Annotated in this window: 15 protein-coding genes; 10 read left to right on the top strand and 5 right to left on the bottom strand. The window is 32.3% G+C overall.

Going from position 1 to position 16,318, the window contains the following annotated elements:
- Positions 1 to 2 precede the first annotated feature (2 nt).
- The 8 genes from KQA_RS0204885 (at position 3) to KQA_RS0204850 (ending at position 7,504) form a co-directional block, all read left to right on the top strand.
- Positions 3 to 527, top strand: a complete 525-nt coding sequence (locus tag KQA_RS0204885; protein WP_010178690.1) for an RNA polymerase sigma factor — start codon at positions 3 to 5, stop codon at positions 525 to 527.
- A 139-nt stretch (positions 528 to 666) separates the two neighbouring features.
- Positions 667 to 1,596 carry a FecR family protein gene (locus KQA_RS0204880; RefSeq protein WP_157366588.1) on the top strand — a complete coding sequence of 310 codons (930 nt, stop codon included), beginning with the start codon at positions 667 to 669 and terminating at the stop codon, positions 1,594 to 1,596.
- The gene (locus KQA_RS0204875) at positions 1,597 to 4,122 is read left to right on the top strand and encodes a TonB-dependent receptor plug domain-containing protein (RefSeq protein WP_010178686.1); all 2,526 of its coding nucleotides are present in this window, start codon (positions 1,597 to 1,599) and stop codon (positions 4,120 to 4,122) included.
- 82 nt (positions 4,123 to 4,204) lie between these two features.
- Entirely contained in the window at positions 4,205 to 4,432 is a 228-nt protein-coding gene (locus KQA_RS0204870; protein WP_010178684.1) for a hypothetical protein, read from the top strand.
- Between the two features lie 15 nt (positions 4,433 to 4,447).
- Entirely contained in the window at positions 4,448 to 4,873 is a 426-nt protein-coding gene (locus KQA_RS0204865) for an organic hydroperoxide resistance protein (protein ID WP_010178682.1), read from the top strand.
- Positions 4,874 to 5,084: 211 nt separating this feature from the next.
- The gene (locus KQA_RS0204860) at positions 5,085 to 5,576 is read left to right on the top strand and encodes an RNA polymerase sigma factor (protein WP_010178680.1); all 492 of its coding nucleotides are present in this window, start codon (positions 5,085 to 5,087) and stop codon (positions 5,574 to 5,576) included.
- Positions 5,560 to 6,192: a hypothetical protein gene (locus KQA_RS0204855; RefSeq protein WP_010178678.1), complete on the top strand. Its 633-nt coding sequence runs from the start codon at positions 5,560 to 5,562 to the stop codon at positions 6,190 to 6,192. The genes KQA_RS0204860 and KQA_RS0204855 overlap by 17 nt, the downstream gene beginning before the upstream one ends.
- Positions 6,152 to 7,504, top strand: coding sequence for a hypothetical protein (locus KQA_RS0204850; RefSeq protein WP_010178676.1), 1,353 nt, complete (start codon positions 6,152 to 6,154; stop codon positions 7,502 to 7,504). The genes KQA_RS0204855 and KQA_RS0204850 overlap by 41 nt, the downstream gene beginning before the upstream one ends.
- A 21-nt stretch (positions 7,505 to 7,525) precedes the next feature.
- Here KQA_RS0204850 and uvrB read toward each other — a convergent pair whose 3' ends face one another.
- Positions 7,526 to 9,526: an excinuclease ABC subunit UvrB gene (gene uvrB, locus KQA_RS0204845; RefSeq protein ID WP_010178674.1), complete on the bottom strand. Its 2,001-nt coding sequence runs from the start codon at positions 9,524 to 9,526 to the stop codon at positions 7,526 to 7,528.
- A gap of 111 nt (positions 9,527 to 9,637) precedes the next feature.
- Complete coding sequence (locus KQA_RS0204840) at positions 9,638 to 10,663, bottom strand: PorP/SprF family type IX secretion system membrane protein (RefSeq protein ID WP_010178671.1); 1,026 nt, start codon at positions 10,661 to 10,663, stop codon at positions 9,638 to 9,640.
- A gap of 424 nt (positions 10,664 to 11,087) precedes the next feature.
- On the opposite strand from KQA_RS0204840, the gene KQA_RS0204835 reads away from it, so the two are divergent.
- Positions 11,088 to 12,149: a hypothetical protein gene (locus tag KQA_RS0204835; protein WP_010178669.1), complete on the top strand. Its 1,062-nt coding sequence runs from the start codon at positions 11,088 to 11,090 to the stop codon at positions 12,147 to 12,149.
- Between the two features lie 42 nt (positions 12,150 to 12,191).
- On the opposite strand, the gene KQA_RS0204830 is transcribed toward KQA_RS0204835, so the two are convergent.
- On the bottom strand, positions 12,192 to 13,307 hold the full coding sequence (locus tag KQA_RS0204830; RefSeq protein WP_010178667.1) for an LOG family protein: 1,116 nt from the start codon (positions 13,305 to 13,307) through the stop codon (positions 12,192 to 12,194).
- Positions 13,308 to 13,425: 118 nt separating this feature from the next.
- Here KQA_RS0204830 and hisS point away from each other — a divergent pair, with 118 nt between their 5' ends.
- A complete protein-coding gene (gene hisS / locus KQA_RS0204825) occupies positions 13,426 to 14,799 on the top strand; it encodes a histidine--tRNA ligase (RefSeq protein WP_010178665.1) in 1,374 nt (457 codons plus the stop codon).
- A 121-nt stretch (positions 14,800 to 14,920) separates the two neighbouring features.
- Here hisS and KQA_RS0204820 read toward each other — a convergent pair whose 3' ends face one another.
- Entirely contained in the window at positions 14,921 to 15,286 is a 366-nt protein-coding gene (locus tag KQA_RS0204820; RefSeq protein ID WP_010178662.1) for a hypothetical protein, read from the bottom strand.
- Between the two features lie 315 nt (positions 15,287 to 15,601).
- Positions 15,602 to 16,315 (bottom strand): VC0807 family protein, encoded by a 714-nt coding sequence (locus KQA_RS0204815; protein WP_010178660.1) that lies wholly within the window; start codon positions 16,313 to 16,315, stop codon positions 15,602 to 15,604.
- Between the last annotated feature and the right edge of the window lie 3 nt (positions 16,316 to 16,318).

The raw sequence follows: 16,318 nt of genomic DNA, 5'->3' as shown, positions 1-16,318 counted from the left end.
TAATGCAAAATTCAAAAGAAACTTCCTTGTGTGGAGACCGGACTTACGAATTGTTTTTTAAAGCTCAAGCTAGAGCTTTAAGGAATTTTTTGTTTGTGAAATTTGGAGAAATGGATTTGGCAGAAGACTTGGTGCAAGAAGCTTTTGTTAAACTTTGGAAAAATTGTGATAAAGTTAACCCTGAAACAGCCAAAAGTTATTTATACAAAATTGCCATTAATTTAGGAATAAGTACCAAGAGACATGATCAGGTAAAATTTAAGCATCAAAATATTGTGATGCATCAAAATGATATTGTCACAAGTGAATCTCCAGAGTTCTTAATGGAAGAAACAGAGTTTAAAGAAAAGGTAAAGCGTATTATTGCGAATTTACCTGATAGACAACGTCAGGTATTTATGTTAAGTCGGATAGAGAAAAAAACATATAAGGAGATTGCCGAACTATCAGGAGTATCTGTAAAAGCAGTTGAAAAACTAATGCACAAAGCATTATTGAAAGTAAGATCAGAAATTGGAGATATTTAAAATAGATAAGTATAATATGCTTGTCTCTGAAAAACAGATGCTAAAGGGGTAAATGCTCGATTATTGTAAGAAAAAAAATTTACAAGGGGGTAGGGTAAATCTTAGCAATAAGCGTATTAATTGTATAGAGCTTATAATTATGAAAGATAACAAACTTGACGAAACTTTTTTAGCGAAATGGTTATCGGGTGAATTAACACCAGATCAACTAGCTGATTTTGAGTTGCATCCGCATTATGAGGAATATGTTAGGATTAATAAAGTCACATCGAACATGTCTTTTTCAGATTATGATGAAATCGAAGCGTTTTCGAAACTGAAAAATAGAATCAATACCCCTAAAAAGACTAAAGTAATTTCGCTTTACAAATGGGTTGGAGCAGTTGCAGCTTGTCTAATATTGGCTATAGGTTTATATACATTTAACTTTTCAGATACTGTATATGAAAGTGGTATTGCAGAACATAAAAATATTACTTTACCAGACGGATCTACTGTTATTTTGAATGGAATGGCTTCAGCTAAAGTTGATAAGGGACAATGGGATAATAGTAATAGACAAGTTCAATTAGACGGAGAGGCCTATTTTAAGGTTAAAAAAGGAGAGAAATTTAGTGTTAAAACTACTATTGGAACAGTTCAGGTGTTGGGAACACAGTTTACTGTAAACACTATAAATGATGATTTATTGATTGTAAAGTGCTTTGAAGGTAGAGTGAGTGTTACTACAAATGAGGGGGAAGTGATTTTAACTAAAGGAAATGCTTATCAACTATATAAGGATAAAGGAAAACAATGGAATTTTGAGGCTTTAGCTCCAAGTTGGACAACAACAAACGAAACACTTTTTAATGGAGTACCAGTAAGCCATGTGATTACGTCATTACAGCGTCAGTATGGTGTTAAAGTGCTTAACATGGAGTCAATTAGCAGTGATGTTGTTTTTACAGGAAGTTTTTCTAATAAAGATTTAAATAAGGCATTATATATGGTATTTGGTACCTTGGGAGTAAAATATGAATTTGTTTCTGATAAAGAAATTCGTATTTTACGCCAAGTGAAAAAATAAATGAGTCAAAAAAAGTTTTGGGTATTGTGCTTGTGCACGTTATTTTGTTTTGTAATGAATGTTCGAGCTCAGGAAAATGATCTTGAAACTGTCATTCTGAAAGAATATATCCAAACTCTAGAAAGTAAGTTTGACTTAAAATTCACATATATAGATTCTTATGTAGGTAAAAGTGTAAAACCTATAAATTCCGATAATCTAACCAAAATAATAAGTTCATTAGAAAAGCAAGTTCATTTACGTTTTGAATTTGTAGAAGATAAAAAAGTAGTCATTCGACCATTTTTAGATGATGACATGATTACAATATGTGGTATAACTAGATTAGATAGGAAAATCCAAAGTGGTATAAGTATAAGTTCGGTATTTAATTTAAAGCAAACTTATAGTGATCAAAATGGTTTTTTTGAAATACAAGTACCTTACAACAGTTCCTTAGTTTTTGAATTCAATGCCAGTGTCTTGGAGAAAAAAAAGGCAAGTGAACTTTTTAAAGAGAAATGTCCAGACCTATTTTTTTCTATTTATCATCAAGAGTTAAAGGAAGTAAATCTGTGGCAATATTTGACAAAGGGTGTTGATAAAAAATTCCAAAAAATAATGTTCACCCCCAAAAAGTTTAGTGTAATAGCAGGACTAACTGAGCCAGATGTAATGCAAAGTTTACAGCATATACCCGGAGTACAAAGTCCATTTGAAACTGCTTCTAGGCTTAGTGTTCGTGGTGGTACACCGGATCAAAATTTAGTATTGTGGAATGGGATAAAAAGCTATAATCAAGGTCATTTTTTTGGTTTAATATCTTCATTTAATCCATATTTAATAAAAGAAATTGATTTTTATAGTAAAGGAGTTAATGCACAATTTGGAGATCGAGTAGCAGGAGTTATAGATTTAAAATCCTCTCAAAAGGTAGCTTCAAAATTCGAAGGAGGTATAGGTACAAATTTGATACATGCAGATGCTTTTGCTAGAGTTCCAATAATTAAAGATCGATTATCAATTGAAATAGCAGGCAGAAGGTCCTTTAATGATTTATGGGAATCACCCACCTATAAGCAAATGGCAGAGCGCGTATTTCAGAATACTAAAATTAATGAGTCATCTTCAAACAACACAAATAGCTTTTATTTTGTAGATTATAGTTTTAGTATACAAGGTAAACTTTCGGAAAAAGATGATTTACAAGTAAATGCTTTAGTTACAAAAAATGATTTAAGTTTTGATAGTAGTACTGGGAATATCATGTTTTCTGATGAATTAATTACTGAAAATGAAGGTTACAATATACAATGGAAGAGAAGGTATAGTGATAGGTTTTCGCAAAGTACTAAGGTTAATTTGTCGAATTATGCATTAGATTATACATTTAGTAATATAGAAGATGACATAGCTTCCTCAGAAAAAGAAGATAGTAAGCAAAATTTTATAAATGATATAGGAGCACAAACTTTTGGAGTACTAAAATTAGGAAAACAATCAAGTTTACAGTTGGGGTATGAATATTCCAAAACGAATATCCGATTTGCATTAAGGAGTAGATTTTTTAGTATTTCGGTAGTCAAAGATGAAGAAAAAAGTGAATTAGATACTCATAGTGTATTTTCTCAATATGAGATAAAATCAAAAAATAAATTTTTGTTACAAATGGGTGTTCGTGGAAATTTTTATTCCATAACTAATGATGTGTTTATTGAACCCAGGTTGTATTTAGAAGTACCCGTGTTGCCTAATGTAAATGTAAATACTTCTTTTTCATTAAGAAGTCAAGCTATAACTCAAATTCAAGAATCGGTTGTGAGTAGTTTGTCTCTTGAAAATCAATTGTGGCGAGTTACGGATAATGAATTTGATGTATTAAGAACAAGGCAAGTATCATTTGGAGCTACGTATAAAACTAAAACTTGGTTTATAGAGTTTGATAGTTACATTAAAAGAACAAATAATGTTACCTCATTAACCACAGGTTTTTTAACGCCAGATAGTCAACGGTTAATTTTAGGACTAAATAATGTAGAGGGGGTCGAAATGTTTGTTAAAAAGAAGTATAAAAATTATGCCTCTTGGGTAAGTTATAGTTACACAAATCAAAAAAATAAATTTGAAGATTTAAACGATAATAAATTTTTCACGGCCAATTTAAACATAGATCATACCTTCAAATGGTTGCATTTTTATCAGTATAAAAAATTTCAATTCTCATTAAGTTGGTTGTGGCACACAGGTAAGGCTGCTACAGATTCTGATTCTGTAGTGTTGACGGGTGATGGTATTGATTTAAAAAACCTTAATGAAGATAATTTGCCAGTCTATCATAAGCTAGACGCATCCATGTTGTATAATTTTAAATTCTCAGATAGTTTTAGGTATCAGTTAGGGTTTTCGGTACTTAATATTTATAATAGAAAATCAATTATAAATCGTGAATTTAGATCGACACCAGGTAGCATATCAAAGGACTTTCTTACCTTAAATTATGAAGCTTTAGGGATTACTCCCAACCTAAGCTTACGTGTTTTTTGGTAAATGAATTTAATAAACAAATCGTTTTAAAGAAAATCTAGAGAAAAGTATTTATTTAGTATATTTAATAAACTTCAAAAGTAGAATGGAATTTCCCAAATTTTTATTAGGTGATAATACTGATTATCCCGATGCCATTTTTGTAATTCATACCGAGTTTCCCCGTTGTATAATTAACCTTGTTGATGATGAGGTGGAATGGCTGGAAGAATTTGACAAAAATGATGAAGAAGAATTGTTACAAGAATCGCAAATAATTGTCGAAGCAGCAAGTACCTTTTATGATCGAGAAATTGAACGTTATAATAATTAACTAAATTAGTTTAAAATGAAAACATTGTATACAACATCAGCTACAACAGCTGGAGGTAGAGCAGGAAAAGCCACAACAGCTGATGGTAAATTGTCATTAGATTTAAGTGTGCCGAAAGAGTTAGGTGGTAATAGTGGTAGTGGAACAAATCCCGAGCAATTATTTGCTATGGGATATTCATCATGCTACGGAAGTGCATTACAACATGTTGCTGATCAGCAAAAGATTGATTTAGGTAATTTTTCGGTTACAGCCGAAGTATCATTAGGTAAAAATGAAGAAGGGGATTTTCAATTGGCAGTAATTTTAGATACTTATATTCCAGGTGTTTCTGTGGATCAAGGGGAAGCTTTGATTAATGAAGCACATGAAGTTTGTCCCTATTCACGTGCCACTGAGGATAATATTGACGTTACATTAAATTTATTATTAGACGAATAGTCTAAAAAGAAGATGCAATACTAAAACACCTGAATTATTGAACAATTCAGGTGTTTTTGGTTGGTAACAAACTTTATTTATACTATTTCAAAGATTTTTTTTTATTTTTTGCAACAATCATTAAATTGTAACGTATTAAAAGTATATACTAACTACTGTGGATAATAAAAAATTAATAGCACGCTGCCGCAAGAAGGATCGTAAAGCCCAGATGGAGCTTTACAATAAATATTCGCGTGGGATGTACTTTGTGGCGTATCGTTTTTTTAAAGATTCTTTTTTGGCCGAAGAAGCTATGCAGGAATCATTTATAAAAGCTTTTTCAAAATTAGATCAATTTACAGGTGATGTTACTTTTGGAGCTTGGTTAAAACGAATTGTAATTAATAAGAGTATTGATATGCTTAAGGCACGCAAGTTGGAAACAACTGCGCTCAATGAGCAAATCATGGGGACTCCAGATGAGTTTGAAAATTGGGAAGTTGAAGATACGACTACTGCCGATGAGGTTAAGAAAGCTATTGAAAGTTTGCCTGAAAAATATAAATATCCAATACATTTATTTTTATTAGAGGGATATGATCATAACGAAATTTCTGAAATTTTAGGAATTACGGCAGTATCATCAAGAACATTGGTACATAGAGGGAAGAAACGCTTACAAGAGCAATTAAAGCACTTGAAACATGGGACAGGATATTAGAGAATTATTACAAGGTGACTTATTTAAAGACCAAAGTTCAGTTGATATTAATGACAATCATGAACTTCGTTTTTTAGACAAACTCAATGAGGCTTTTCCTGATGAAGTGAATGGGGCTGATGATGTAGTGGTTTTAAAGAAAAACACAAATTGGTATATGTCAATTGCTGCATCAGTTGTAGTAACTATAGGTTTAGGAGCTTATGTGTTTACAGGATTAAATACAACAAATAAAGTGCAACAGCCCGATGATTTAAACGTATATAATATGAGTGTGGTTAATGAAGCTGTTTTACCTTCATTAGCAGATGTCTCTCCAGAATTTAAAAAAGTTGAAGATTATTATTTAACATCCATTAATGTTGAATTAGCTCAGCTCAAAATTAATGATGATAATAAAAGTGTTGTGGATAGTTTTATGCAGCATTTAAGTCAGTTGGATGAAGAGTATAAAACATTACAAAAGGAATTAAGGCAAGATGGCACAAATTCACAAACGCTTGAAGCTTTAATACAAAATTTACAAATGCGATTAGAATTGCTACAGCAATTGAAGGAAAAACTTAAAAATCTACATGAATATACTAACCCAACATACAAGAATCATCAAGCTTAATAAAGCAGTAGTTGCGGTTGTTTTCCTATTTAGTGCACAGGTTTTTTTAGCACAAAGCATAGTTTCCAAATTAAAAAAAGAATTTACTACAAAACGCATAGCTGTATTAGAGCTTAATGCCTTGTACACCGATATTGTTTTTAAAAGTTGGGATAAGGATCAAATTTTTGTTAATGCTTATGTAAAAGGCGCAGCAGAAGATACAGAAGGACTCAAGGAACAAGTTGATTTATGGGAAGTGCAAATTAATGAGAATGATTCATTATTGATCATTTCATCAGATGCTTCTCGTAGACCAAAACGAACAGTTTCTACTACAGCTTACAATATAACAGGTGACATATCTCAGGAAAAACTAGCACAGTTAATGCAAGCTATGATGGCCCCTGTACTTGAAAATGTGCAAAATAACCCCATACCAGCATCATTAAAAAGCAGTTTGGCTCAATTACAGTTTGATTTTAATGCCTACGATAAATTAGGCGAAACTTATCTTAAAATTTGGGAATACAATTTAGTTAAAGATTTAGATCCTAAATCTGCTACCGAAGTACGTAAATGGTCTAAAAATGCAACGTCTAATTTACAACAAGTAACTAATTCTAATGTGGTTAATGAAGTTTTGGTACCGAATAATGTTGTTGTGAATAAACCAAATTATATTCAATTTTCACAAACGCTTAGTGCAACTTCAACAGTAGAAGTTTCTTCAAAAAAAGTATTAGAAGTCTATGTTCCACTTAGTGCAAAGTTGAGGTTTAAAACACGTTATGGAAAGGTGAGTGTTATCAATGAGTTAGCAAATGCCAAGGCAGAAATGAAATATACGCCCTTTAATGCCGAAAAGGTTTCGGGAGTTGATACTGATTTAGTAGTTTCATTTGCACCAGTGTCGGTTAATCACTGGGAAGCTGGGAATTTATCTTTAGGTTATGTGAAAAAATCAACACTAAACCAAGTTGATGATATTAATTTATATGCCAAATCTAGTCGTGTTCAAATCGAATCTTTAAGTGGAAAAGGAACAATAGAAAGTCTTTTTGGAATGGTAAATATTTTAAAATTAGATGAAAAATTTTCAAAATTATCATTGATATCTAAAAATAGTGATATAGGAATTACGCTACCTAAATCTCCTTACAATTTTGCTTACACAGGGAATCGTAGTCGTATCGAAATCCCAGAAAACACAATGCAGTTAACCTCGCTTGGCGATAATTATAACCAAATGCTAAATGGATATTCAACATCTAGAAATACAGATAAAGAAATCCAAATGAGTGTAGCAAATAGTCAGATTTTTTTGAGGTAATAAATAGGTTATCACCTTCCATTATTTCTCTTTTACCTTTTCCTGTAACATTTTAATTTCATCTCGTAGTTTTGCTGCTTTCATAAAATCTAGATCCTTGGCCGCAGTTTCCATATCCTTTCTAAGTCCTCGAATACGAGTTTGTAGTTGATCTTTTGAATAATAAACTACTTCTTCTTCAGCAGCTTTTAATGTGGCTGCAGCCTCAATTTTATAAGGTTCTTTTTTTGTAGTATTTAAACTATTGTCAATAGGCTTGTTTAAAGGTTGTGGAACAATATTATTTTTGGTGTTGTAATTCATTTGTTTGCTTCTGCGATAAGCGGTTTCATCAATGGTTTTTTGCATACTAGCAGTAATTTTATCCGCATACATAATAGCTTTTCCATTTACATTACGGGCTGCTCTACCAATGGTTTGTGTTAGTGAGCGCACATTACGTAAAAAACCTTCTTTATCAGCATCTAAAATGGCAACTAATGAAACCTCGGGTAAATCCAAGCCTTCACGGAGTAAGTTAACTCCAATAAGTACATCAAATAAACCTTTTCGGAGGTCTTGCATAATTTCTACACGTTCCAACGTGTCAATATCACTATGAATATAACGGCAACGAACATTAATTCGGGTGAGGTATTTAGCTAATTCTTCGGCCATACGTTTGGTAAGGGTAGTCACCAAAATGCGTTCATCTTTATCGATGCGTAATTGCATTTCTTCCACCAAATCATCTATCTGATTTAAGCTTGGTCGAACTTCAATAATGGGATCTAATAATCCCGTTGGTCTAATGATTTGCTCGGTATACACGCCTTCGCATTTTTGTAATTCATAGTCAGCAGGAGTTGCACTTATATAAAGCACTTGGTTTTGCATGACCTCAAATTCTTCAAATTTTAAAGGCCTATTGTCCATGGCTGCGGGTAATCGGAAACCATATTCAACTAAGTTTTCCTTACGAGAACGGTCCCCGCCATACATGGCATGTACTTGTGGAACGGTTACGTGACTTTCATCAATTATCATTAAATAATCATCAGGAAAAAAATCAAGTAAACAGAAGGGGCGAGTTCCTGGTTTACGCCCATCAAGATAGCGGGAGTAATTTTCAATACCGGAACAGTAGCCTAACTCTTTAATCATTTCCAAATCAAAATTAGTGCGCTCTTCCAAGCGTTTTGCCTCTAAATGTTTGCCTATTTCATTAAAGTATTCCACTTGTTTTCCTAAGTCTAAAGCTATTTGGTCTATGGCTCCATTTAATACTTCTTTCGAAGTCACAAACATATTCGCAGGGTAGATACTCAGTTTTTCAAACTGCTCCAAGATTTCTTTGGTTCTGGGGTCAAAAGATTCTATTTCTTCAATTTCATCACCAAAAAAATGAATGCGAAAGGCATCATCGGCGTAGCTAGGATAAATATCAACAGTATCTCCTTTAATTCTAAAGTTTCCTGGTAAAAATTCAGCTTCGGTACGGGCGTATAAACTTTGCACCAATAGGTGTAATAATTCGGTGCGAGATATTTCCTGATCCTTTTCTAAATAAATAATACTTTTTTGAAATTCATCAGGATTCCCAATTCCGTACAGACATGAAACTGATGCTACGACCAATATATCTCTTCTTCCCGAAAGGAGGGAGGAAGTAGTACTTAGTCTTAGTTTTTCGAGTTCATCGTTAATGGATAAGTCTTTTTCAATATAAGTTCCAGTAGTTGGAATAAAGGCTTCGGGCTGGTAATAATCATAATATGAAACAAAGTATTCCACTGCATTATTAGGGAAGAATTGTTTAAATTCTTGAAATAATTGAGCCGCTAAAGTTTTATTATGTGCTAAAACTAAGGTAGGTTTTTGTACTTCGGTAATTACATTGGCGGCCGTGAATGTTTTACCAGAACCTGTTACTCCTAAAAGAGTTTGAAATTGTGTGTTGGAGTTTAATCCGTTAACTAATTGTTTTATAGCCTCAGGTTGGTCTCCTGTGGGTTTGTAATCAGATACAAGTTCGAACTTCATAAAAAAAGAATTGGAATAAGTGTAAAATTAACTCTTTTAAGATAGAGTTGTTTTATCCATTTCTGAAATTATGATTTTTTTGCGAATTGTACGAAGTAATAACGGATTAATCTAATCGTTAATGGCAGGACAGTTACAATGCCATCTTTTTTCGGCGCCTCGATATTTATTACCCCCAAAATTATAGCCTAAGGTAATTTGATGAAAACCAGCATTACTAATAGTTACTTCGTTTAATTGATTGGTATAAGTATAGGCAAAAACAAAGTCTTTGTAGTTCATACCAACAAAAGGGCTAATGGATTGAAATCGTTGTTCTTCCACAGTTTGATTGTCAGTGGTAATAGGAGTGCCTTCAAAATTTACACGGTATGACAAGCCTCCCCAAAATTTATTACCATTAAAACTTTTATAAATTTTGGCGTTAACATCCATTAGTTGTTCGTTTATGGATGGAGTAGTTAAGTATAAAAATGAAGGTTCAAAACTTAATCCATTGTCACCTACACCGAGAGTGTAACCTATAGTTGAAATAAACCTGCGTTGTGTTTCGGGTTCTGTGTTGCTAAAAGAATTGAAACGAAGTTTACTTATTGATAGGGCATTTTTAACGGTAAAATGAAGAAAGAAATCATTGTTTAAATAAGATACTCCAAAATCGGTATCAAAATAATTATCGGCAAGTACGTTACCTGTTATTGCAGGGTCATTAAAACGTGGATTTATTAAATCACGTTCATCAATCTTTTGTTGGATTACGGCGCCACTAACTCCAAAAATGATTCTGTTTAAACTTAGTTGTCTAGATGTTAAATTTAAATGATAGGAAAACGTAGCATAAAAACCATTTTGAGAAAAATTACCATTAGTATCACTAAAGGCTAAAATACCAGCTCCTATATTATTTCTAATTCTTCCGTTGATACTTGCTGTAGCTAATGTTGGGGCATCCTGTACATCAAACCATTGTGAACGACCTGTTAAGCGGATTTGGTTAGATTCGGCGGCTCCAGCCATGGATGGGTGAATAAGGTACCAACTACTTGTTAAGTAATCTTGATAAGTGGGTAAACCTTCTTGCGAAAGCAGTGTTTGAAAAATGCCAAAAAGTGCTAATAAAGTAATTTTTGCTTTCATGTACTGAAACCTTATTAAATAATTTGTAAGAATATACAAAATTCAAAGTTAAGGATTTAGAATTATTAAACACTATTTTTTATAGATTAAATGCATAAAAATATCGATTATGTGACATTTTAAAGCTGGTTGTTAGTAAATAAGATTTGGTTTCTATTACATAATAAGGGTTTAATCCGCATTCTGTATTAGCACTTTGTTATGAGTATTGAAAGCTTATTAGGGCTGAAATGTCAAGCCAAAGGTTTGGCTTGTTATGAAAGAGCCAGCTGGTGCAGTGGAGCATTTTCTTGATTTTAGCATAGCATGACTATGCTGAAATCAAAAAATGTAGCGAAGCGTTTGATTTTGTAGAGATTTCGATACGCAATAGATTTTTAATGTTTAATTCGGATTTAAATAGAACAAAGTATATTTGTTTAATATGGAAGAGCGCTTAATGTCAAAAAAAAAACCAACCTATCCTATTCAATCTTTTTTGAGTAGCTACTTGAACGATTATAATAGGTTGTTAAAAATATCTGTGTTTTACGATGATTTGTTACGTTTTTCGGGTGCTATTAGTGTGTTGGATGCCAATGATAATGATACGTTGTGGGTAAGTGTATATTACAATGAATTTGAGCATAAGGATATTGATAAAAGTTTAAAACAGGTATATACAATTTTGCATTCTGACGGGAATCAAGATATTACTGAATTTTTGAGTATTGATGCTATTGACTATTGTACTTTTGGAAACTCAAAACCATTCAGAATTAAAATTCGTAATATTTTAAACGATAATTACACTTATTTTTATGTAAAGCAAGCTGATGCTTCAAGAGTTTATGGTTTGGAGTTAGAGCATATTTTTTCGCCTAACAGAATCAATTTTTTTGTGCATGAAAACACGCTTATTGAAGAACATATAGTAGGTATTCCCGGAGATACGTTTATAAAAGATTATTTACCGGACTTAAGTTCACAAGCAAAAGCACAAATAGCAAAAGAATTTGTAAAGTTTAATGAACGTTGTCAATTGCGTCTTTTAGGCGATATGAGATCGTACAATTATGTGATTATACCAACGCATGATTTTGATCATGTAGAGTATAAAATAAGAGCGATTGATTTTGATCAACAATGTTACGAAGGAAAATTAAAGGTATATCAACCACAATTTTTTAAGGAGAATAATGAAATGATTTCAATGATTAGTGATCGTTTGGATTTATCATCGGTACATCAATATCAAAAAGAGGAACGTTCCATTTTGGCCAAACGAATGATGAACACCCATACAAGAACTGCGCGTTTGCTTGAATGTATGGAAAAGGATAGTATTTCAACACCAGAAAATATAAAAGTATTACGCGAGGATCTGTTTAATTTTACCTTCCATTCTAAGTTCCGAAAATGTGAAACTATGGGTCAAATTTTAAAAACAGGTTTTGATTTTGTGACTAAAAATTATGTAACACACCGTAAGGAAACAGGCTATTAATTGTTCTCGATGACTAGAGTTACACAAATTTTATTTACAAGATTACTCAGGAATCGAAAAAGCATCCAATTGTTCAATGACTTGTTCTTTAGTGTCACAAAGCGATAGTAATAGATTGCTGTATTTTTCTTCGTTATTTAATTTTTCAATTAAAGGGTAAACAGGGCGTTCTTTTGTCCAGTAGTCAGAATTCAAAAAGATCATAGGACTAGAAACTTCAAAACTTAAATAATGATTTTGAGTAGCATCTTGAAAAATTTCTTGAATAGTACCTGCACTACCTGGTGTAAATACAATGCCTCCTTTAGCAATGGCAAGTAAACCGTCTTCGCGTACACTATTGGCAAAATACTTAGCAATTTTACTAGCAAATGGCGTGGGTGGTTCGTGGCCATAAAGCCAAGTTGGAATGCCTACACTTTCGTAATCGGATGTAGGGTATTTGGCAAGTACCTCAAAACTTTTGTCAAGCCAAAGCTTATCCTTATAACTTGGAGCTGTCGCTAAAATAGCAATAGCATCATTTAGTTCTGCATCTGTTTTACCAGCAAACCATGCGCCAACATGAGTAGCTTCCATAGCACCAGGACCTCCACCAGAAAGCATTAAGTAACCTTTTTCGGTTAATTTTTTACTTAATTGTGCAACGGTTGTAAAACCTTGATCGGCACGTGACAATCCATGGCCTCCCATAATGGCCACTTTTTTATCATCAGGATAGTCATCCAAAAAACCGTAAAGCGCATCTGTTATGGAATGATCATGTAAACGTCGACCCAAAGTTTCTTTAATATCATTAGCTTCTTTACCCGTTTTTAAAAAATGTTCATAGACTATAGCATCTTGTGTGTTTTTATAGCTTTCGGGTTGATTTAAAATATAATTATTATACAAAGTTTCTTTTGTATACAAGCCATTCACGTAATTGTTAAAGGGCATGTTTAAATTAGGGAATAAATAATTTTCGGTATATAAATCACACACTAGACTATTTGGAAGTATACATCCTAAAAAAATACAATCGGTAAACGTAATATCGCTCAAGGCAGAAGTAATACTGTTAAAGTCAAGATTTTGAAAGGCATATTTCGAAATTTGATTTTTTGTAATTAATAGTTGTTGTAAGGCTTCCTGAGATTCTATTTCGGTGTAGTTCATATATTAATTGTAATAGTTTACAAATATAAGCAGTCGAATGAATAATGAGGCAATAAATAAATGCGTCAATGAGGCAAATTCATAATTAATATAGATATTTGCGGCTACAATTTAAGTTATGGCACAAAAACCTTCATTACCAAAAGGGACACGAGATTTTTCACCAGCTGAGGTGGCAAAACGAACTTATATTATGAATACGGTTCGTTCACATTTTAAAAACTTTGGTTTTAATCCAATAGAAACACCAAGTTTTGAAAATAGTAGTACCCTTATGGGTAAATATGGTGAAGAAGGAGATCGTTTGATTTTTAAAATTTTGAATAGTGGTGATTATTTAAAAAAGGCAAATGAAGAGGTGTTGGCAAATAAGGAAAGTCAGAAATTAATTTTTCAAATTTCTGAAAAAGCTTTGCGCTATGATTTAACAGTACCTTTTGCGCGTTATGTGGTACAACACCAAAATGACATTGAATTTCCGTTCAAGCGTTTTCAAATACAACCCGTTTGGAGAGCAGATCGCCCTCAAAAAGGTCGATTTAGAGAGTTTTTCCAATGTGATGCAGATGTAGTTGGGAGTGCTTCGCTTTGGCAAGAGGTAGAATTTATTCAATTGTATGATGCTGTATTTACTGATTTAGGTTTAAACGGGGTAACCATAAAAATGAATAACCGAAAAATACTTTCGGGGATTGCAGAGGTAATTGGGGCTAAAGACAAGCTGATTGATTTTACTGTAGCTTTAGATAAGTTGGATAAAATTGGAGAAGATGGAGTACGTAAAGAAATGTTAGCTAAAGGAATTTCGGAACAAGCTTTAGAAAAAGTAGCGCCATTGTTTTCCTTTTCAGGAAGTTTTACTGAAAAGCTAACACAATTAAAAGAATTACTTAATACTTCGGAGGAAGGATTAAAAGGAGTAGAAGAGTTAGCTTTTATCATTGAAACTATTGAAGCACTTGGGTTAAAAACAGCCAGTTTAGACTTGGATGTTACTTTAGCACGTGGTTTAAATTATTATACCGGAGCTATTTTTGAAGTAGCAGCACCAGAGGGTGTAGCTATGGGATCCATTGGTGGTGGTGGTCGCTATGATGATTTGACAGGAATTTTTGGATTAAAAAATGTGAGTGGAGTAGGTATTTCATTTGGATTGGATCGCATTTATTTAGTGTTAGAGGAATTGAATCTATTCCCTGTAGAGGTTTCGGAAACAACGAAAGTATTTTTTATAAATTTTGGAAATTCCGAAGCTTTATATGGTTACCAAACAATACAAAAATTGAGAGCACATGGCATTTCTGCTGAATTATATCCAGATGCTGCTAAAATGAAAAAACAAATGAACTATGCCAATAAAAGAGCATTCCCATTTGTGATTTTAGCAGGAGATAATGAAGTGGAAAGTAACCAGTATACATTGAAAAACATGCTAACAGGAGCTCAAGAAACTGTTGATTTTGATGGGTTGTTATCTATTGTAAGCAAATAATTAACTTATACATATTGTACAGTAATGTAGTAATGTAATGTGTATTGAAAAGAGATACCATAAAAAAATCCACTATTAAAAACAGTGGATTTTTTGTAGTATTTAATATTTATAAATCACGTTATTCAACATGTATATCATTATTCTTAATTTCTAAAGATTTTTTAGAATATTGATAAGCGAATATAGCAGAGGTAACCTCTTTCAATCCAAATTTTGCTTTGGCTTGCTCAAAATTCATAGTTAGCATTTCCTTTAAAATTGAAGCACTTTTTTCTTTTTTTTCAACCCTTTTATTGATGGTTTCAACAAAAATTGGATTTTTTAAATAATTACTTTTCATTTCCTCAAAATCTGTTTCAGTGTATGAAACAGCTTCAGGAGTAGCACTATGCGATTTGTCAGCCTTTTTAGGAGTGGTTGTTTGTGCAACTATTGATGAAGCACCTAAGACAGTAAAGGCTACAAATAATAATAAATTTTTCATACTAATTATATTAAGGTTTGGGACTTAAACCCAAATTATGCATTAAAAAATCTATTTCATATCGAAATCTCTGCAAAATCAAACGTTTCACTGCATTTTTTGATTTAACCATAGCAATGCTATGCTGAAATCAATAAAATGCTTTATTTTATTAAGCTTTCAATATTCATAACGAAGTTTTAATGCATAATGCGGGTTAAACGATTTATTAAAAATACTAATAAAAATAATATGCGCTGCTATTAATAGTATTAGGTGTTCATATAAAATAATATCAAAGCATAAATTATACCAAAATAAATATAGGAGTTTAATCTAGCTTTTAAACATAAAAATATCATCGCTACTTAATCCTGTAAGCTTTTTAATACTCATGTAAATATATCTAATAATAGCAATCATTATAAGCATTGAAGGTACTACAATAATAGGATAACTATATAAACTCATTTTTCCCATTTCATTATTAAAGGCTTCTGTACCAGCTGGACTAGTGACAAAGTATTTAGCAACCACATAATTTAATATGGCAGATAGGATAAAAGAAAGGAAAAGATAAAAAGAAGCCTTTTTAATGTTTTTCTTTAAAATCAACTCTTCATTGTCATTTAAGTGTTCATTAATAGTTTTTTTATCAAATATATCATCATTATATAAAAACTTGGGAGCCAAAGGGTATGAGGTGTAATTTGAAATTAAAAGCACACATCCAATAATAAAAGGAATAGCGGCTTCCTTAATAGCAATAAATTCAGTAGGAAGTTCAAATACACCTACAATCCCAGTTAAAAGGATACTCACAAAACCCAAAACCGAAATAAAATTCTTTTCCTTTTTAATAATTAAGTCATACAAGCCGTAACCTAGCGGTAGCGCTAAGGCTATGAGTAAGATATGAAGCGATGTAAGTTCAAGACCAAGTTTAGTGGTCCATTTAGCACCTTTCATTAATATAAGAGCAGGTAATATGATATTGATAATTAGATTGTTTAATCCATTATCATTTTTTTTAGGGGTGTTCTCTTGCATTTT

It is taken from the genome of Aquimarina agarilytica ZC1 (assembly GCF_000255455.1).
GTDB lineage: Bacteria > Bacteroidota > Bacteroidia > Flavobacteriales > Flavobacteriaceae > Aquimarina > Aquimarina agarilytica.
Note: the sequence above shows the minus strand (reverse complement) of the source record. Positions and strands in the feature narration are given on the sequence as shown.

Coding starts and splice junctions, on each gene's coding strand:
- KQA_RS0204885 (WP_010178690.1), top strand. CDS start 3: ATGCAAAATTCAAAAGAAACTTCCTTGTGTGGAGACCGGACTTACGAA.
- KQA_RS0204880 (WP_157366588.1), top strand. CDS start 667: ATGAAAGATAACAAACTTGACGAAACTTTTTTAGCGAAATGGTTATCG.
- KQA_RS0204875 (WP_010178686.1), top strand. CDS start 1,597: ATGAGTCAAAAAAAGTTTTGGGTATTGTGCTTGTGCACGTTATTTTGT.
- KQA_RS0204870 (WP_010178684.1), top strand. CDS start 4,205: ATGGAATTTCCCAAATTTTTATTAGGTGATAATACTGATTATCCCGAT.
- KQA_RS0204865 (WP_010178682.1), top strand. CDS start 4,448: ATGAAAACATTGTATACAACATCAGCTACAACAGCTGGAGGTAGAGCA.
- KQA_RS0204860 (WP_010178680.1), top strand. CDS start 5,085: ATGGAGCTTTACAATAAATATTCGCGTGGGATGTACTTTGTGGCGTAT.
- KQA_RS0204855 (WP_010178678.1), top strand. CDS start 5,560: ATGGGACAGGATATTAGAGAATTATTACAAGGTGACTTATTTAAAGAC.
- KQA_RS0204850 (WP_010178676.1), top strand. CDS start 6,152: ATGAATATACTAACCCAACATACAAGAATCATCAAGCTTAATAAAGCA.
- uvrB (WP_010178674.1), bottom strand. CDS start 9,526: ATGAAGTTCGAACTTGTATCTGATTACAAACCCACAGGAGACCAACCT.
- KQA_RS0204840 (WP_010178671.1), bottom strand. CDS start 10,663: ATGAAAGCAAAAATTACTTTATTAGCACTTTTTGGCATTTTTCAAACA.
- KQA_RS0204835 (WP_010178669.1), top strand. CDS start 11,088: ATGGAAGAGCGCTTAATGTCAAAAAAAAAACCAACCTATCCTATTCAA.
- KQA_RS0204830 (WP_010178667.1), bottom strand. CDS start 13,307: ATGAACTACACCGAAATAGAATCTCAGGAAGCCTTACAACAACTATTA.
- hisS (WP_010178665.1), top strand. CDS start 13,426: ATGGCACAAAAACCTTCATTACCAAAAGGGACACGAGATTTTTCACCA.
- KQA_RS0204820 (WP_010178662.1), bottom strand. CDS start 15,286: ATGAAAAATTTATTATTATTTGTAGCCTTTACTGTCTTAGGTGCTTCA.
- KQA_RS0204815 (WP_010178660.1), bottom strand. CDS start 16,315: ATGCAAGAGAACACCCCTAAAAAAAATGATAATGGATTAAACAATCTA.